Origin of the sequence: Scandinavium sp. M-37 (assembly GCF_043558715.1) — a bacterium.
In the GTDB taxonomy this organism is placed as follows: Bacteria; Pseudomonadota; Gammaproteobacteria; order Enterobacterales; family Enterobacteriaceae; genus Scandinavium; species Scandinavium vulneris_A.
Genome location: NZ_JBIGIN010000016.1, coordinates 50,907 through 65,646, shown reverse-complemented (window position 1 = coordinate 65,646; position 14,740 = coordinate 50,907). Strand labels below are relative to the sequence as shown.

Below are 14,740 nucleotides of genomic sequence, written 5' to 3'. Positions count from 1 at the left end.
GGTCACCTTCTATTCAAATTCGTCCCAGCCATCAAGCTGACGCCGTTCCTGCTGCATTTCGCGCTGGAAGATCTCTTCCAGTTCACGTCGGGCTTCCCGCACACGGGAAATTTGCTGCGTATCGGAATGCACTGGCATCAGTTCACGCAGCATACGCATATCCAGCCGACGGAAATGCTGCTGTGCGCGATGGGCCTGATGTGGATGCATTCCCAGGGTTATCAGGGCTTTGCGCCCCAGCTCCAGCGCACTGGAAAATGTTTCACGCGAGAATTGCTTCACCCCCGCCTGCAACAGCTCATGGGCTTCCACACGCCCACGGGCGCGGGCCAGAATATGCAGATGTGGGAAGTGCTGCTGGCACAGTTCCACCAGCTTCATGGTGTCTTCCGGCGCATTACAGGTGATCACAATCGACTCGGCATCATCCGCACCCGCCGAGCGTAAGAGCTCTATCTGCGTGGCATCGCCGTAGTAAACTTTATACCCATATTTGCGCATCAGGTTAACCGCGCTGATATCGCGTTCCAGCACGGTGATGCGCATTTTGTTCGCCATCAGCAAACGGCCAATCACCTGCCCGAAACGACCAAACCCGACCACAATCACCTGCGGTTTATCATCCTCCACCCATGGAGCTTCATCTTCTTCTTCCGGGCCGTTAATGCGCCGCGACAGGATCTTGTTGATGATTTTCATCAACAGCGGCGTGGTCATCATCGACAGCGTGACCGTCACTAATAGCAGCGCCATTTGGTCGTGGTGGAAAAGGCGCGACGACGAGGCCGTGGAAAACAGCACGAAGGCAAACTCCCCGCCCTGGCTCAGCACCCCGGCGAACAGCAGCCGTTCAGAGCGGCGCAGACCGTATACGCGCGCCAGGCCGTAAAGAACCGCCCCTTTCACCGCCACCAGCACAATCACACCGGCCAGGACCAGCAACAGATGGGTGTACAAAATGCCCAGATTCAGCGCCATGCCGACGGAAATAAAGAACAGCCCCAACAACAGCCCTTTAAACGGTTCGATTGCGGTTTCAAGCTCGTGTCGGTATTCGCTTTCTGCCAGCAGCACCCCGGCCAGAAACGTGCCGAGCGCCATCGACAGGCCAAGTGCATCCATGAACAACGCCGAGCCAAGCACCAGCAACAGCGTGGCGGCGGTAAACACTTCCCGCACTCCGGATCCCGCGATGTAGCGGAACACCGGCCGCAGCAGATAGCGCCCGCCGATCAGCATCCCAACAAATGCCAACACCTTCAGACCCAGCTTTACCCAGTCCGGATGGTCGTCGCCCGTGCCTGCCAGCAACGGCACCAGCGCTAACGCCGGGATCACCGCTAAGTCCTGAAACAGCAGTACCGAAAAACCGAGCTGTCCGGCCTCGTTGCGATTCATGCCTTTTTCGCGCATCAGCTGCAGCGCCATCGCGGTGGACGACATCGCCAGGCCAATCCCGCCGATCACCGCTGCCTGCCACGAGAATTGCGTCAGCATCAACAGGCCGGTGAGCACCGCCGCGCTGAGCAACACCTGCGCGGCTCCAACGCCAAAAATAGACCGCCGCAGTTGCCAGAGCTTCGCCGGATTCAGTTCCAGCCCGATGATGAACATCAGGAACACCACCCCGAGCTCGGAGAAGTGCAGAATTTCATCCACATCGCTGATGAAGCCTAAGCCCCACGGGCCGATAGCAATCCCCGCCAGCAGATAACCCAGCACCGGGCCGATGCCCAGACGTGAGGCCAGCGGCACCGCCGCCACCGCCGCAAACAGGAACAGCACCCCTGCTAATAGCAAATCCGTACCTTCCATTAGCGACCTCCCGGGGCGACAGGGTTCGCCAACCAGTCACCGTAGGCTCTGGCATGACTCGCCAGCGCGTCCGGCGGCTGACGACGCGCCCAGTAAACAATGATTGGATTCATCCAGTGCATGCGGCACATCGCCGCCGTGAGCTCAAACGGACGCAGGACATCGCTCATCGAATAGCGATTCAGCGAGTCATGGCGATAGGCACTTTCTGGCTCACCGGTTGTAATGACGCTCCGCCAGTACTTTCCCGCGAGCTGATTCCCCCCCGGACCGCTGGCAAAGCCGCGGCTCAGCACGCGGTCGAGCCACTCTTTTAACAGTGCCGGACAGCTGTAGGTATAAAGCGGGTGCTGGAACACAATCACGTCGTGTTCCTGGAGCAGCTTTTGCTCGCGCGGAATGTCGATAAAGAAATCAGGATAGTGCGCGTACAGGTCATGTACGGTCACGTTTTCAAGTTGTTGCGCCGGCTTAAGCAAAACCCGGTTGGCCACCGAGTCCTGAGATTCCGGATGGGCATACAGCAGCAAAACTTTTGCTGTCTCTGACATCATTCCCCTCCCGGTAGGTGAACAGACAGGCTAATTCGCACCCCTGAGTTTCTGGATGCGCCTGAATGCTTTTGTCTATCGTTGTTGTTTTGGGCTACCATTGCCGCCCGGTGTAGCGTTGGGTTCACCACACTACATTATCATAATGACAATTTAACATAGTCTGAACATACGGCGCCTTATGATTGTTTTCTCCTCGTTACAAATTCGTCGCGGCGTGCGTGTCCTACTGGATAACGCCACAGCCACTATTAACCCTGGACAAAAAGTCGGTCTGGTGGGAAAAAACGGCTGCGGCAAATCCACGCTGCTGTCGTTGCTTAAGAACGAGATTAGCGCCGACGGCGGGAGTTTCACCTATCCGGGAAACTGGCAGCTGGCGTGGGTGAATCAGGAAACCCCGGCGTTGCCGCAGCCCGCTCTCGACTATGTTATTGATGGCGACCGCGAATACCGTCAGCTCGAAGCCGAACTCAATGCGGCAAATGAGCGCAACGACGGTCATGCCATCGCCACCGTACACGGCAAGCTGGACGCCATCGACGCATGGACCATTCGCGCTCGCGCCTCCAGCCTGCTGCACGGCCTGGGCTTCAGCAACGAACAGCTTGAACGCCCGACCAGCAGTTTTTCCGGCGGCTGGCGAATGCGCCTCAACCTGGCGCAGGCGCTGATTTGCCGCTCCGACCTGCTGCTGCTCGATGAACCGACCAACCACCTCGACCTCGATGCCGTTATCTGGCTGGAGAAATGGCTGAAAAGCTATCCGGGGACGCTGATCCTGATTTCCCATGACCGTGACTTCCTCGATCCGGTAGTAGGGAAAATCATTCATATCGAACAGCAGTCGATGTTTGAGTACACCGGCAACTACTCGTCGTTTGAAATTCAGCGCGCGACGCGCCTGTCGCAGCAGCAGTCGATGTATGAAAGCCAACAGCAAAGAGTGGCGCACCTGCAGAGCTTTATCGACCGCTTTAAAGCCAAAGCGTCGAAAGCCAAACAGGCACAAAGCCGCGTGAAAATGCTGGAACGCATGGAACTGATTGCCCCGGCGCACGTCGACAACCCGTTCCAGTTCAGCTTCCGCGAACCGGAAAGCTTGCCGAATCCATTGCTTAAAATGGAAAAAGTGAGCGCCGGTTATGGCGATCGCACCATTCTGGATTCAATCAAACTCAACCTGGTGCCCGGGTCACGCATCGGCCTGCTGGGCCGTAACGGCGCGGGTAAATCGACGCTGATCAAACTGCTGGCCGGTGAACTAGCGGCACAGAGCGGCGAGATTGGTCTGGCGAAAGGCATCAAGCTTGGCTATTTCGCCCAGCATCAGCTGGAATTTTTACGCGCCGATGAATCCCCTCTACAGCATCTGTCTCGTCTGGCCCCACAGGTGCTTGAACAGCAGCTGCGTGATTACCTCGGTGGCTTCGGCTTCCATGGCGATAAGGTCAGTGAAGAAACGCGTCGCTTCTCCGGCGGGGAAAAAGCCCGGCTGGTGCTGGCGCTGATCGTCTGGCAACGTCCGAATCTGCTGCTGCTCGATGAACCGACTAACCACCTTGACCTCGACATGCGTCAGGCCTTAACTGAAGCGTTGATCGAGTTTGAAGGCGCGCTGGTTGTGGTTTCGCACGACCGTCACCTGCTGCGTTCCACCACCGACGATCTGTATCTGGTTCATGATGCGAAAGTCGAGCCGTTCGATGGCGACCTGGAAGATTATCAGCAGTGGCTGAGCGATGTGCAGAAGCAGGAAAACCAGGCTGACGAGGCGCCTAAAGACAACGCCAACAGCGCCCAGGCACGTAAAGATCAGAAACGTCGCGAAGCAGAACTTCGTACCCTGACGCAGCCGCTGCGCAAAGAGATTACCCGTCTGGAAAAAGAGATGGAAAAACTCAATGCCAAACTGGCCGCCGCAGAAGAAAAGCTTGGCGACAGCGGCCTGTACGAGCAGGCGCGTAAAGCCGAACTGACCGAATGTTTGCAACAGCAGGCCACCGCCAAATCCGGGCTGGAAGAGTGTGAAATGGCGTGGCTGGATGCGCACGAGCAACTGGAACAGATGCTGCAGGAAGAGTGAGTATGGCTCAGGTAACCCCAGTAGACTTTGAAGTACCACCAGGAGAGAACGACACCTTTGTGCCGATGAAGGGCGTGCGCAACTGCCATCTGCAAACCATGCTGCCACGTCTTATCCGTCGCAAAGTGCTATTCACGCCGCACTGGCAGCGTCTTGAGCTTCCGGACGGGGACTTTGTCGATCTGGCGTGGAGTGAAGATCCCAACCAGGCACGGCATAAGCCCCGTCTGGTGGTGTTCCACGGTCTGGAAGGCAGCCTGTACAGCCCATACGCCCACGGTCTTATCCACGCGGCACAGCAGCGCGGTTGGCTCGGAGTCGTGATGCATTTTCGCGGTTGCAGTGGGGAACCGAACCGCAATCAGCGTATCTACCATTCGGGTGAAACCGAAGACGGCACCTGGTTCCTTTCCTGGCTGCGCCGGGAATTTGGCAACGTACCGACCGCCGCGGTGGGCTATTCGCTCGGGGGTAATATGCTCGGCTGCCTGCTAGCCAAAGAGGGCGACAGCACCCCGCTCGACGCGGCGGTTATCGTCTCTGCACCGTTCATGCTCGAAGCCTGCAGCTACCATATGGATAAAGGCTTCTCGCGCGTTTATCAGCGCTATCTCCTGAACCTGCTGAAAGCCAACGCCTCGCGCAAGCTGAAAGCCTATCCGGGGACCTTACCCGTTGATTTGAAGCGCCTGAAAAGCGTGCGCCGCATTCGTGAGTTCGACGATTTGATCACCTCGAAAATCCACGGATTTGCCGATGCGATAGATTACTACCGCCAGTGTAGCGCGATGTCGGTGCTGAGTCAGATAACCAAACCGACGCTGATCATTCATGCTAAAGATGACCCCTTTATGGATCATCACTCGATTCCCGCTCAGGAAGAGCTTCCGGCAAACATTCAGTATCAGCTGACCGAGCATGGCGGCCACGTCGGTTTTGTCGGCGGTACGCTGCGCCATCCGGAAATGTGGCTCGAAAAACGCATCCCGGCCTGGCTGACACAATGGTTAGGAGCAATACAATGATTATTCCCTGGGAAAACCTGGCTCCCGAAACGCTCGAAAATCTGATTGAAAGCTTTGTGTTGCGCGAAGGTACCGATTATGGTGAACATGAACGTTCGCTAGAAGACAAGGTCGCCGACGTAAAACAACAATTGAAAAGCGGGGACGTCGTCCTGGTGTGGTCCGAACTGCACGAGACGGTGAACCTAATGCCCCGTACCCAATTCCACGGCTGACTATACTCAAAAATATTACTGCTTCAGGGAGTAGTTATGTCTGCCAAACATCCGGTGATCGCCGTGACCGGCTCCAGCGGCGCGGGAACCACCACCACCAGCCTCGCCTTCCGTAAAATCTTTGCCCAACTCAATCTGACCGCTGCGGAAGTGGAAGGCGACAGTTTCCACCGTTACACCCGCCCAGAAATGGACATGGCCATCCGCAAAGCGCGCGATATGGGTCGACACATCAGTTATTTTGGCCCGGACGCCAACGATTTCGGCCTACTCGAACAGACGTTTTTGACCTATGGCCTGGACGGCAGCGGGCAGTCGCGTAAATACCTGCATACCTACGACGAGGCGGTGCCGTGGAATCAGGTGCCTGGGACGTTTACGCCGTGGCAACCGCTGCCTGAACCCTCCGATGTGCTGTTTTATGAAGGCCTGCACGGCGGGGTTGTAACCCCGCAGCACGACGTGGCAAAACACGTCGATTTGCTGGTCGGCGTGGTGCCGATTGTGAACCTCGAATGGATCCAAAAGCTGACGCGTGACACCAGCGAACGCGGACATTCCCGGGAAGCAGTCATGGATTCAGTGGTGCGTTCGATGGAAGACTATATCAACTTCATCACCCCGCAGTTCTCACGTACCCACATTAACTTCCAGCGCGTACCCACCGTGGACACCTCCAACCCGTTCGCGGCGAAAGGGATCCCCTCGCTCGATGAAAGCTTTGTGGTCATCCATTTCCAGAATCTGGGCGATATTGATTTCCCCTGGCTGCTGGCGATGCTACAGGGTTCATTCATTTCTCACATGAATACATTAGTGGTGCCGGGCGGGAAGATGGGGCTGGCTATGGAGCTGATTATGTCGCCGCTGGTCGAGCGGTTGATGGAAGGCAAAAAGATAGGTTGATGTCATCCGAAAAACAGTAGGCCCGGTCAGCGCAGCGCCACCGGGCAGGCGGCTTACCCTTCGACCACTTCAAACGAATGGGTAATTTTCGCCGCTTTCTCCAGCATCAGCGCCACCGAGCAGTATTTCTCAGCGGACAAATCCACCGCACGCGACACCGCGGCTTCTTTCAGCTCTTTCCCGGTCACGATGAAGTGCAAATTAATGTGGGTAAACAAACGCGGAGCTTCTTCACGACGCTCAGAGGTCAACTTCACCTCGCAATCGGTCACGTCATGACGCCCCTTTTGCAGAATCGATACCACGTCAATCGCGCTGCATCCTCCCGCGGCCATCAGCACCATTTCCATCGGGCTTGGCGCTTTGTCACCAGAGTTACCGTCCATCAGGATTTGGTGGCCAGAAGCAGACTCGCCCAGGAAGGTTAAACCCTCAACCCATTTCACACGCGCTTGCATAATTGTTAACTCCAGAGTTGCAATTTTCCTGACAGATTACGCGCACATAACAATTCTCGCAACGGAAGGCGACGTGCGTCATGCTGAAGCGAGACACCAGGAGACACGCGGCAAAAGCTATGCTAAAACAGTCGGGATGCTACAGTAATACATTGAAGTACTGCATGTATGCAGAGGACATCACACTACAGGCTGCAGTAAAATCCGACAGCCGACTTCCCAGGCACAGGGAAGGATACGATTGCAAAGCCAGCGGCAGTGTCTTATCTGCCACTGGAGACAGCTTATAACAGAGGATAACCGCGCATGGTGCTTGGCAAACCGCAAACAGACCCTACCCTTGAATGGTTCTTGTCTCATTGCCACATTCATAAGTACCCATCGAAGAGCACGCTGATTCACCAGGGTGAAAAAGCAGAAACGCTGTACTACATCGTGAAAGGCTCCGTTGCAGTACTCATCAAGGATGAAGAAGGTAAAGAGATGATCCTCTCTTACCTTAACCAGGGCGACTTTATCGGTGAGCTTGGCCTGTTCGAAGAAGGTCAGGAGCGTAGTGCCTGGGTTCGGGCGAAAACCGCTTGTGAAGTGGCCGAAATCTCCTACAAAAAATTCCGTCAGCTTATCCAGGTGAACCCGGATATTCTGATGCGCCTCTCCTCCCAGATGGCGCGTCGCCTGCAGGTCACCTCTGAAAAAGTGGGCAACCTGGCGTTCCTCGACGTAACCGGTCGTATCGCGCAGACGCTGCTGAACCTGGCAAAACAGCCTGATGCTATGACCCACCCGGACGGTATGCAAATTAAAATCACCCGTCAGGAAATCGGTCAGATCGTTGGCTGCTCACGTGAAACCGTGGGCCGTATTCTGAAAATGCTGGAAGATCAGAATCTGATCTCCGCCCACGGTAAAACTATCGTGGTTTACGGTACCCGCTAAGCCAGATTAACGGCGTATTGCCCTGGGGCAGTACGCCGTTTTTGTCTCTCCCCTCATGTGGCGCAGGCTGATTTATCACCCGGAAATTAACTACGCACTGCGACAAACGCTGGTGCTCTGTTTACCCGTGGCTATCGGTCTGGCTCTGGGTTATCTCAAGTACGGTCTGCTGTTTTCATTGGTTCCCGCCTGCTGCAACATTGCCGGGCTGGACACGCCCCACAAACGTTTCTTCAAGCGCCTGATTATTGGCGGCTCGCTGTTTGCGGGCTGTAGCCTCGCGGTACAGCTGCTGCTGGCGCGTGACGTGCCGCTGCCCATTATTCTGAGCGGGCTGGCGATGCTACTCGGCGTTACCGCCGAAATCAGTTCTCTGCACGCGCGCCTGCTGCCCGCCTCGCTGATTGCCTCGATCTTCACCCTCAGCCTCGCAGGCAATATGCCGGTGTGGCAGCCGCTGCTGATTTACGCTCTCGGCACTCTGTGGTACGGCCTGTTTAACTGGTTCTGGTTCTGGATGTGGCGCGAACAGCCGCTGCGCGAATCCCTGAGCCTGCTCTATCGCCAGCTAGCGGATTATTGTGAAGCCAAATACAGCCTCCTGACTCAGCACACCGATCCTGAAAAAGCGCTGCCACCGCTACTCAACCGTCAGCAGAAGGCAGTCGACCTGATTACCCAGTGTTACCAGCAAATGCATATGCTCGCAGCCAACCAGAATCACGAATACAAGCGCCTGCTGCGCGCCTTCCAGATGGGCCTCGACCTGCAAGAACATATTTCAGTCAGCCTGCATCAGCCAGCGGAAGTGCAAAAACTGGTGGAACGCAGCCACGCTGAAGCGGTGATCCGCTGGAATGCACAAACCATCGCCGCCCGGCTGCGGGTGATGGCCGATGACATTCTTTATCACCGTTTTCCGCAGCGCTTTAACATGGATAAACAGATTGGCGCTCTGGAAAAAATCGCCCATCAGCACCCGGATAATCCCGTCGGCCAGTTCTGCGCCTGGCATTTCAGCCGTATCGCCCGCGTCTTGCGGATGCAGCGCCCGCTGTACCCGCGCAATCTGATGGCCGATAACGAACGCCGTCTGCCGGTTTTCGCCGCGCTGAAAAGCTACCTGTCGTTTAAATCTCCGGCGCTGCGAAACGCGGCGCGAATCAGCGTGATGCTGAGCATCGCCAGCCTGATGGGGGCGGCGCTGAATCTGCCGAAGCCGTACTGGATCCTGATGACCGTCCTGCTGGTGACGCAAAACGGCTACGGCGCAACGCGCGTGCGAATTTTCCACCGGGCCGCGGGCACGCTGGCCGGGCTGGTGATTGCCGCAGGCACCCTGCACTTCCACGTACCGGAAGGCTACACCCTGGCGTCGATGTTATTGATTACCCTGGCGAGCTATCTGATCATTCGCAAGAGCTACGGCTGGGCCACCGTGGGCTTTACGGTCACCGCGGTATACACCATTCAGCTGCTGACGCTCAACGGCGAACATTTCATTCTGGCTCGTTTTGTCGACACGGTGATTGGCTGTCTGATAGCCTTCGGCGGAATGGTCTGGCTGTGGCCGCAGTGGCAAAGCGGGCTACTGCGTAAAAATGCCCAGCAGGCGCTGGAGGCCGACCAGGATGCCCTGCGGCTGATCCTCAGTAACGACCCGCAGGCACCCACCCTGGCATATCAGCGGATGCGCGTGAATCAGGCGCACAACGCGCTGTTCAACTCGCTGAATCAGGCGATGCAGGAACCGGGCTTTAACTCGCATTATCTGGCGGATATGAAGCTGTGGGTAACGCACAGCCAGTTTATCGTCGAGCATATCAATGCCATGACCACGCTGGCGCGCGAGCACAACATGCTGACCGAAGATTTGGCCCAGCGTTATTTGCAGTCCTGCGAAATTGCCTTGCAGCGCTGCCAGCAGCGGCTAGAGTATGACGAGGCGGGAGGCAGCGGGGATGCGAATATCATGGAGTCGGCGGAGACGCTGGCGCATGGGCCGCTCAGCACTATGGAACAGCATCTACAGCGTATTCTGGGGCATCTGAACACCATGCACACCATCTCTTCAGTGGCATGGCGTCAGCGCCCGCATCATGGGATTTGGTTGAAGAAGCGCGCTTAGCTTTTCACTACCTTCTTCACCGCAGCGGCAAAACGCGCCATCCCTTCGTCAATGTCCGTCTCTTCCACCACCAGCGACGGCGCAAAGCGCATCACGTCCGGCCCGGCGTTAAGCACCATCACACCTTCATGCGCGGCAGCGTGCAGGAAATCGCGTGCGCGACCTTTGTACTGCGGCTTCAGCTCAGCGCCAATCAGCAAGCCCATGCCGCGTACATCGCTGAAAACATCCAGCTCGGCGTCGATCTGTTGCAGATGCTTCACAAAACACTCGCGCTTTGCATTTACGCCGTCCAGCACTTCTGGCGTGTTAATAATGTCAAACGCCGCCCCAGCCACCGCGCAGGCCAGCGGATTACCGCCATAGGTCGACCCGTGCGAACCGACGTGAAACGCGCTGGCAATCTCTTCGGTGGTCAGCACGGCGCTCACCGGGAAACCGCCGCCTAACGCTTTGGCACTGGTGAGAATATCCGGCGTCACGCCGTAATGCTGATACGCAAACAGCGACCCGGTACGCCCCATGCCGCTCTGCACCTCATCAAATACTAACAACGCCTGATGCTGGTCGCACAACTCGCGCAGCCCTTTGAGGAATTCAGGCGTGGCCGCCATCACTCCGCCCTCACCCTGAATCGGCTCAACCACCACTGCGCAGGTGTGATCGTCCATCACCGCTTGCACCGCATGCAGGTCGTTAAAGGGAACGTGGATGATATCGGCCGGTTTCGGCCCGAAGCCGTCGGAGTACTTCGGCTGTCCACCGACCGAAACGGTAAACAGCGAACGGCCGTGGAAGGCGTTGTGGAACGCGATGATTTTGGTTTTGTACGGGCTGTGGCGCGTCGAGGCATAGTAGCGCGCCAGTTTAAATGCCGTTTCGTTGGCTTCCGTACCGGAATTCATAAACACCACGCGCTCGGCAAACGTGGCGGCCACCAGCTTACGACCCAGGCGCAGTGCCGGTTCATTGGTGAACACATTGCTGGTATGCCATAGCGTTTCGCCCTGGCTTTTCAGCGCCTCTACCAGCGCCGGATGGCAATGCCCCAGCGCCGTGACTGCAATTCCCCCCGCGAAATCAACGTACTCGTTGCCCTGCTGATCCCACACCCGGCTGCCCTTTCCCTTCACCGGGATAAACTCCGCCGGGGCATAGATGGGCAGGATCACTTCATCAAACGTGGCACGGGTAATTGCAGCCTGTTCAGTCGCCATGACATTCCTCTTATGCAGCAATGATTATGAAATAATAATCACGAAATATGCATAATAAATCACATCATGGCAAGGTGAATTATCGTTTCAGGAAGTTATCCAGCAGCTGATGACCCTGCTCGCTAAGGATACTCTCCGGGTGGAACTGCACCCCTTCGAGGTCCCACTGGCGGTGGCGAATGCCCATGATCTCGCCACTTTCACTCTGGGCGGTTATTTCAAAATTTGCAGGCAGCGTGGGCGGGTCAATCAGCAGAGAATGGTAGCGGGTGACGGTCAGCGGATTATTCAGTCCGGCGAACACGCCCTGGCCGTTATGCGTTATTGGTGAGGTTTTACCGTGCATCACCTTTGCCGCACGGACAATGGTGGCACCAAATACCTGGGCAATCGCCTGATGGCCCAGGCACACGCCCAGAATCGGCGTTTTACCGGCGTAGTGACGAATCACCTCGAGCGATACGCCCGATTCATCCGGGGTGCAGGGGCCGGGAGAAATTACGATTTTAGCCGGGGAAAGCCGGGCTATCTCATCCAGCGTGATGTCATCGTTGCGTCTGACCTGCACCTCGGCACCGAGTTCACAAAAATACTGGTACAGGTTCCAGGTAAACGAATCGTAGTTATCAATAAGCAGGATCATGGCGGCTCCGGTGACAGCAAACCGCGCTATTCTACTCAGTTTCCTGCGCTTCGCTTACCACTTTAGTGAACAGGGTAATCAGCGGCGCTAAATCGCCCAGCGCCCCGCTCTCGTTCGCCTGACTCCACGCCTGTGGGTCAATGACGCGCCAGTCCAGCACATAGCCCGCGTGAATGGCCAGCTGTTCGAAGAACACCCGTTGCGCCCGACCGCTGCCGACAAAGAACGGATGCAGAACGTTAATTTCGCAGTAATAGTGCGCCAGCCGTTGGATGAACTCCGCTTTGGGCAGGCCGACGAGGTAATGCTCGTCTTCCAGCGCCTGCATCAGGTCGTTGCCTTCGTTTTCGATGTACTCGAAATGGCAGAATTGGATATCGCCCCGGGAGATATCCACCTCACGCAGTTCTCCGGCCCAGTCGTAGGCATCCTGGAAAATTTGCTGGTGAATAGCACACAGCCACGGTAAACCGCGATGCAGTGGGCCAAGCTCAAGGGTATCGACGCGTTGGGCAAAAAGCGCATCCTGGGCGTGAGGTTCAGGCACATCCAGCCGACAGCTGGCCTCAAACGAACGGCTACGCCGCTGTTCCCACAGACGGATTTTTTGCTTTTCGGTGAGCTTTTTCATCTGGACCTCCCTGACGGTTCCGCTTTTGCCACAAGTATAAGCAGCAATTTCGGATTACGCAGGAAGGCCCGGACCGGGAAGGTTTACGGCAGGACTTTCGCAGACAGGATAACCACCGGTTTGGTCGGCACATTCTGGTAAGGGCCGACGTCATGGGAGGCGACCTGAGAAATCTTGTCCGCCACGTCCATCCCTTTCACCACTTTACCAAATACCGCGTAGCCAAAATCACGCTGACCATGGTCGAGGAAGGCGTTATCCGCTACGTTGATAAAGAACTGGCTGGTGGCGCTGTCTTTATCCGCAGTACGCGCCATAGAAATGGTGCCGCGAGTATTACGCAGGCCATTGTCAGCCTCGTTTTTAATCGGCGGGTTCGGCTGCTTCTGCTGCATCTGCTCGGTGAAACCGCCACCCTGAATCATGAAGCCTGGGATAACGCGGTGGAAGGTGGTGTTGTTATAAAAACCACTGTTCACATAGCTCACGAAGTTCTCGACGGAAACCGGCGCTTTCTGGCTGTTCAGCTCCAGCTCGATATTACCGGCGGAGGTCGTCAGCAGGACGTGCGGGGAGGCTTGAGCAGCCAGAGCAACGGGAGAGATAGCCGACATTGCAAGTACAGCCGCCACGGCAGCCAGAGTAGATTTGAGCATGTGAATTCCTTAAAACGGGAACGAGAGAGCCTGCGAATCGCTTGATTCTAAAAGGCTCTCGACGCGCAGACCAGCCTTTTACTAAAGTTTACGTATTTGTGACATTTATTACTTCGTCAGCAGGCAGGACGATGGCAAGAAATCGTGATTAATATCACGATAGATTAGGAATTATTTCATCGTTTTCAGAATAAACCTTTGCCTCCGTCACTGTAATGCATAAAATCTGCCCACCCCGCGCATTGTCAATGCGTTTTACCGTTCTGTACACAGGCCAGTCATGACTAACAGCAACCGCACCAAGCTCACATGGATCAGCTTTTTCTCCTACGCCCTGACCGGGGCATTGGTTATTGTCACCGGCATGGTGATGGGAAATATCGCCGATTATTTCCATCTGCCGGTCTCCAGCATGAGCAATACCTTTACCTTCCTGAACGCCGGGATTTTGATTTCTATCTTCCTCAACGCCTGGCTGATGGAAATCGTGCCGCTGAAAACCCAACTGCGTTTCGGCTTTATTTTGATGGTACTTGCCGTCGCCGGTCTGATGACCAGCCACAGCCTTGCCCTGTTCTCCGCCTCGATGTTCGTGCTCGGGCTGGTCAGCGGGATAACCATGTCGATCGGTACGTTCCTGATTACTCACATGTATGAAGGCCGTCAGCGCGGCGCACGCCTGCTGTTTACCGACTCCTTCTTCAGCATGGCCGGGATGATTTTCCCGATGGTTGCCGCCTGGCTGCTGGCGCGTAGCATCGAATGGTACTGGGTGTATGCCTGCATCGGGCTGGTGTATGTCGCGATTTTCGGGCTGACCTTCGGCTGTGACTTCCCGGTTCTGGGTAAGAAAGCCGAGACCATCGCGCAGCCGGTGGCAAAAGAGAAATGGGGTATCGGCGTGCTGTTCCTGTCGGTGGCGGCGCTGTGCTACATCCTCGGCCAGCTGGGCTTTATCTCCTGGGTGCCGGAATATGCCAAAGGTCTGGGCATGAGTCTTGGTGATGCCGGGCAGTTGGTGAGTGACTTCTGGATGTCGTACATGTTCGGCATGTGGGCGTTCAGCTTCATCCTGCGCTTCTTCGATTTACAGCGCATTCTGACCGTGCTGGCAGGCCTGGCAACGGTGCTGATGTATCTGTTCATCAACGGTTCGCCGGAGCACATGCCGTGGTTCATTCTGACCCTGGGCTTTTTCTCCAGCGCTATCTACACCTCGATCATCACCCTCGGCTCCTTGCAGACGAAAGTCGCCTCGCCGAAGCTGGTGAACTTCGTCCTGACCTGCGGCACCATCGGCACCATGCTGACCTTCGTGGTCACCGGCCCGATTGTGGCTCACAGCGGCCCGCTGGCGGCGCTGCATACCGCCAACGTTCTGTACGCGGTGGTGTTCGTGATGTGTCTGGTGCTGGGCTTTGTGAGCCGTCACCGCCAGCATAATGCGGCGGCAGCGAACCACTAAGTTTT

14 protein-coding genes are annotated in these 14,740 nt (G+C 56.3%); 7 read left to right on the top strand and 7 right to left on the bottom strand.

Features of this window, described 5'->3' with window-relative positions; translation table 11 throughout:
- Positions 1-9: 9 nt before the first annotated feature.
- Both kefB and kefG read right to left on the bottom strand, forming a co-directional pair.
- The gene (gene kefB, locus ACG0Z5_RS13245; protein ID WP_394448013.1) at positions 10-1,815 is read right to left on the bottom strand and encodes a glutathione-regulated potassium-efflux system protein KefB; all 1,806 of its coding nucleotides are present in this window, start codon (positions 1,813-1,815) and stop codon (positions 10-12) included.
- A complete protein-coding gene (gene kefG / locus ACG0Z5_RS13240; protein ID WP_394448102.1) occupies positions 1,815-2,366 on the bottom strand; it encodes a glutathione-regulated potassium-efflux system ancillary protein KefG in 552 nt (183 codons plus the stop codon). The genes kefB and kefG overlap by 1 nt, the downstream gene beginning before the upstream one ends.
- Positions 2,367-2,547: 181 nt before the next feature.
- Here kefG and ACG0Z5_RS13235 point away from each other — a divergent pair, with 181 nt between their 5' ends.
- The 4 genes from ACG0Z5_RS13235 to ACG0Z5_RS13220 are packed head-to-tail and all read left to right on the top strand — an operon-like array spanning position 2,548 to position 6,598.
- Positions 2,548-4,452 (top strand): ABC transporter ATP-binding protein, encoded by a 1,905-nt coding sequence (locus tag ACG0Z5_RS13235; protein WP_394448011.1) that lies wholly within the window; start codon positions 2,548-2,550, stop codon positions 4,450-4,452.
- Between the two features lie 2 nt (positions 4,453-4,454).
- On the top strand, positions 4,455-5,477 hold the full coding sequence (locus tag ACG0Z5_RS13230; protein ID WP_394448010.1) for a hydrolase: 1,023 nt from the start codon (positions 4,455-4,457) through the stop codon (positions 5,475-5,477).
- Positions 5,474-5,692 (top strand): YheU family protein, encoded by a 219-nt coding sequence (locus ACG0Z5_RS13225; RefSeq protein ID WP_394448008.1) that lies wholly within the window; start codon positions 5,474-5,476, stop codon positions 5,690-5,692. Before ACG0Z5_RS13230 ends, ACG0Z5_RS13225 begins: the two co-directional genes overlap by 4 nt.
- Before the next feature lie 36 nt (positions 5,693-5,728).
- Entirely contained in the window at positions 5,729-6,598 is an 870-nt protein-coding gene (locus ACG0Z5_RS13220; RefSeq protein ID WP_394448006.1) for a phosphoribulokinase, read from the top strand.
- Positions 6,599-6,651: 53 nt separating this feature from the next.
- Here ACG0Z5_RS13220 and ACG0Z5_RS13215 read toward each other — a convergent pair whose 3' ends face one another.
- Positions 6,652-7,056, bottom strand: a complete 405-nt coding sequence (locus ACG0Z5_RS13215) for an OsmC family protein (protein ID WP_394448004.1) — start codon at positions 7,054-7,056, stop codon at positions 6,652-6,654.
- Between the two features lie 306 nt (positions 7,057-7,362).
- On the opposite strand from ACG0Z5_RS13215, the gene crp reads away from it, so the two are divergent.
- Together crp and ACG0Z5_RS13205 are read left to right on the top strand one after the other, a co-directional pair.
- On the top strand, positions 7,363-7,995 hold the full coding sequence (crp, locus tag ACG0Z5_RS13210; RefSeq protein ID WP_000242758.1) for a cAMP-activated global transcriptional regulator CRP: 633 nt from the start codon (positions 7,363-7,365) through the stop codon (positions 7,993-7,995).
- 55 nt (positions 7,996-8,050) lie between these two features.
- Positions 8,051-10,123, top strand: coding sequence for a YccS/YhfK family putative transporter (locus ACG0Z5_RS13205; protein ID WP_394448002.1), 2,073 nt, complete (start codon positions 8,051-8,053; stop codon positions 10,121-10,123).
- Here ACG0Z5_RS13205 and ACG0Z5_RS13200 read toward each other — a convergent pair.
- The 4 genes from ACG0Z5_RS13200 to ppiA all read right to left on the bottom strand — a co-directional run bounded on the left by ACG0Z5_RS13200 (position 10,120) and on the right by ppiA (position 13,270).
- Complete coding sequence (locus ACG0Z5_RS13200) at positions 10,120-11,340, bottom strand: aspartate aminotransferase family protein (RefSeq protein WP_394448001.1); 1,221 nt, start codon at positions 11,338-11,340, stop codon at positions 10,120-10,122. The two genes, ACG0Z5_RS13205 and ACG0Z5_RS13200, sit on opposite strands and share 4 nt — an antisense overlap.
- Before the next feature lie 79 nt (positions 11,341-11,419).
- Positions 11,420-11,983, bottom strand: a complete 564-nt coding sequence (gene pabA, locus ACG0Z5_RS13195; RefSeq protein ID WP_394448000.1) for an aminodeoxychorismate synthase component 2 — start codon at positions 11,981-11,983, stop codon at positions 11,420-11,422.
- Positions 11,984-12,014: 31 nt separating this feature from the next.
- Positions 12,015-12,614, bottom strand: coding sequence for a putative adenosine monophosphate-protein transferase Fic (locus tag ACG0Z5_RS13190; protein ID WP_394447999.1), 600 nt, complete (start codon positions 12,612-12,614; stop codon positions 12,015-12,017).
- 83 nt (positions 12,615-12,697) lie between these two features.
- Positions 12,698-13,270: a peptidylprolyl isomerase A gene (gene ppiA / locus ACG0Z5_RS13185; RefSeq protein WP_394447998.1), complete on the bottom strand. Its 573-nt coding sequence runs from the start codon at positions 13,268-13,270 to the stop codon at positions 12,698-12,700.
- A gap of 280 nt (positions 13,271-13,550) precedes the next feature.
- On the opposite strand from ppiA, the gene tsgA reads away from it, so the two are divergent.
- Positions 13,551-14,735: an MFS transporter TsgA gene (tsgA, locus tag ACG0Z5_RS13180; RefSeq protein ID WP_394447996.1), complete on the top strand. Its 1,185-nt coding sequence runs from the start codon at positions 13,551-13,553 to the stop codon at positions 14,733-14,735.
- Positions 14,736-14,740: the final 5 nt, after the last annotated feature.

What these genes read in the sequence shown, in the direction of transcription:
- kefB (WP_394448013.1), bottom strand. Translation starts at nt 1,815, where the DNA reads ATGGAAGGTACGGATTTGCTATTAGCAGGGGTGCTGTTCCTGTTTGCG.
- kefG (WP_394448102.1), bottom strand. Translation starts at nt 2,366, where the DNA reads ATGTCAGAGACAGCAAAAGTTTTGCTGCTGTATGCCCATCCGGAATCT.
- ACG0Z5_RS13235 (WP_394448011.1), top strand. Translation starts at nt 2,548, where the DNA reads ATGATTGTTTTCTCCTCGTTACAAATTCGTCGCGGCGTGCGTGTCCTA.
- ACG0Z5_RS13230 (WP_394448010.1), top strand. Translation starts at nt 4,455, where the DNA reads ATGGCTCAGGTAACCCCAGTAGACTTTGAAGTACCACCAGGAGAGAAC.
- ACG0Z5_RS13225 (WP_394448008.1), top strand. Translation starts at nt 5,474, where the DNA reads ATGATTATTCCCTGGGAAAACCTGGCTCCCGAAACGCTCGAAAATCTG.
- ACG0Z5_RS13220 (WP_394448006.1), top strand. Translation starts at nt 5,729, where the DNA reads ATGTCTGCCAAACATCCGGTGATCGCCGTGACCGGCTCCAGCGGCGCG.
- ACG0Z5_RS13215 (WP_394448004.1), bottom strand. Translation starts at nt 7,056, where the DNA reads ATGCAAGCGCGTGTGAAATGGGTTGAGGGTTTAACCTTCCTGGGCGAG.
- crp (WP_000242758.1), top strand. Translation starts at nt 7,363, where the DNA reads ATGGTGCTTGGCAAACCGCAAACAGACCCTACCCTTGAATGGTTCTTG.
- ACG0Z5_RS13205 (WP_394448002.1), top strand. Translation starts at nt 8,051, where the DNA reads ATGTGGCGCAGGCTGATTTATCACCCGGAAATTAACTACGCACTGCGA.
- ACG0Z5_RS13200 (WP_394448001.1), bottom strand. Translation starts at nt 11,340, where the DNA reads ATGGCGACTGAACAGGCTGCAATTACCCGTGCCACGTTTGATGAAGTG.
- pabA (WP_394448000.1), bottom strand. Translation starts at nt 11,983, where the DNA reads ATGATCCTGCTTATTGATAACTACGATTCGTTTACCTGGAACCTGTAC.
- ACG0Z5_RS13190 (WP_394447999.1), bottom strand. Translation starts at nt 12,614, where the DNA reads ATGAAAAAGCTCACCGAAAAGCAAAAAATCCGTCTGTGGGAACAGCGG.
- ppiA (WP_394447998.1), bottom strand. Translation starts at nt 13,270, where the DNA reads ATGCTCAAATCTACTCTGGCTGCCGTGGCGGCTGTACTTGCAATGTCG.
- tsgA (WP_394447996.1), top strand. Translation starts at nt 13,551, where the DNA reads ATGACTAACAGCAACCGCACCAAGCTCACATGGATCAGCTTTTTCTCC.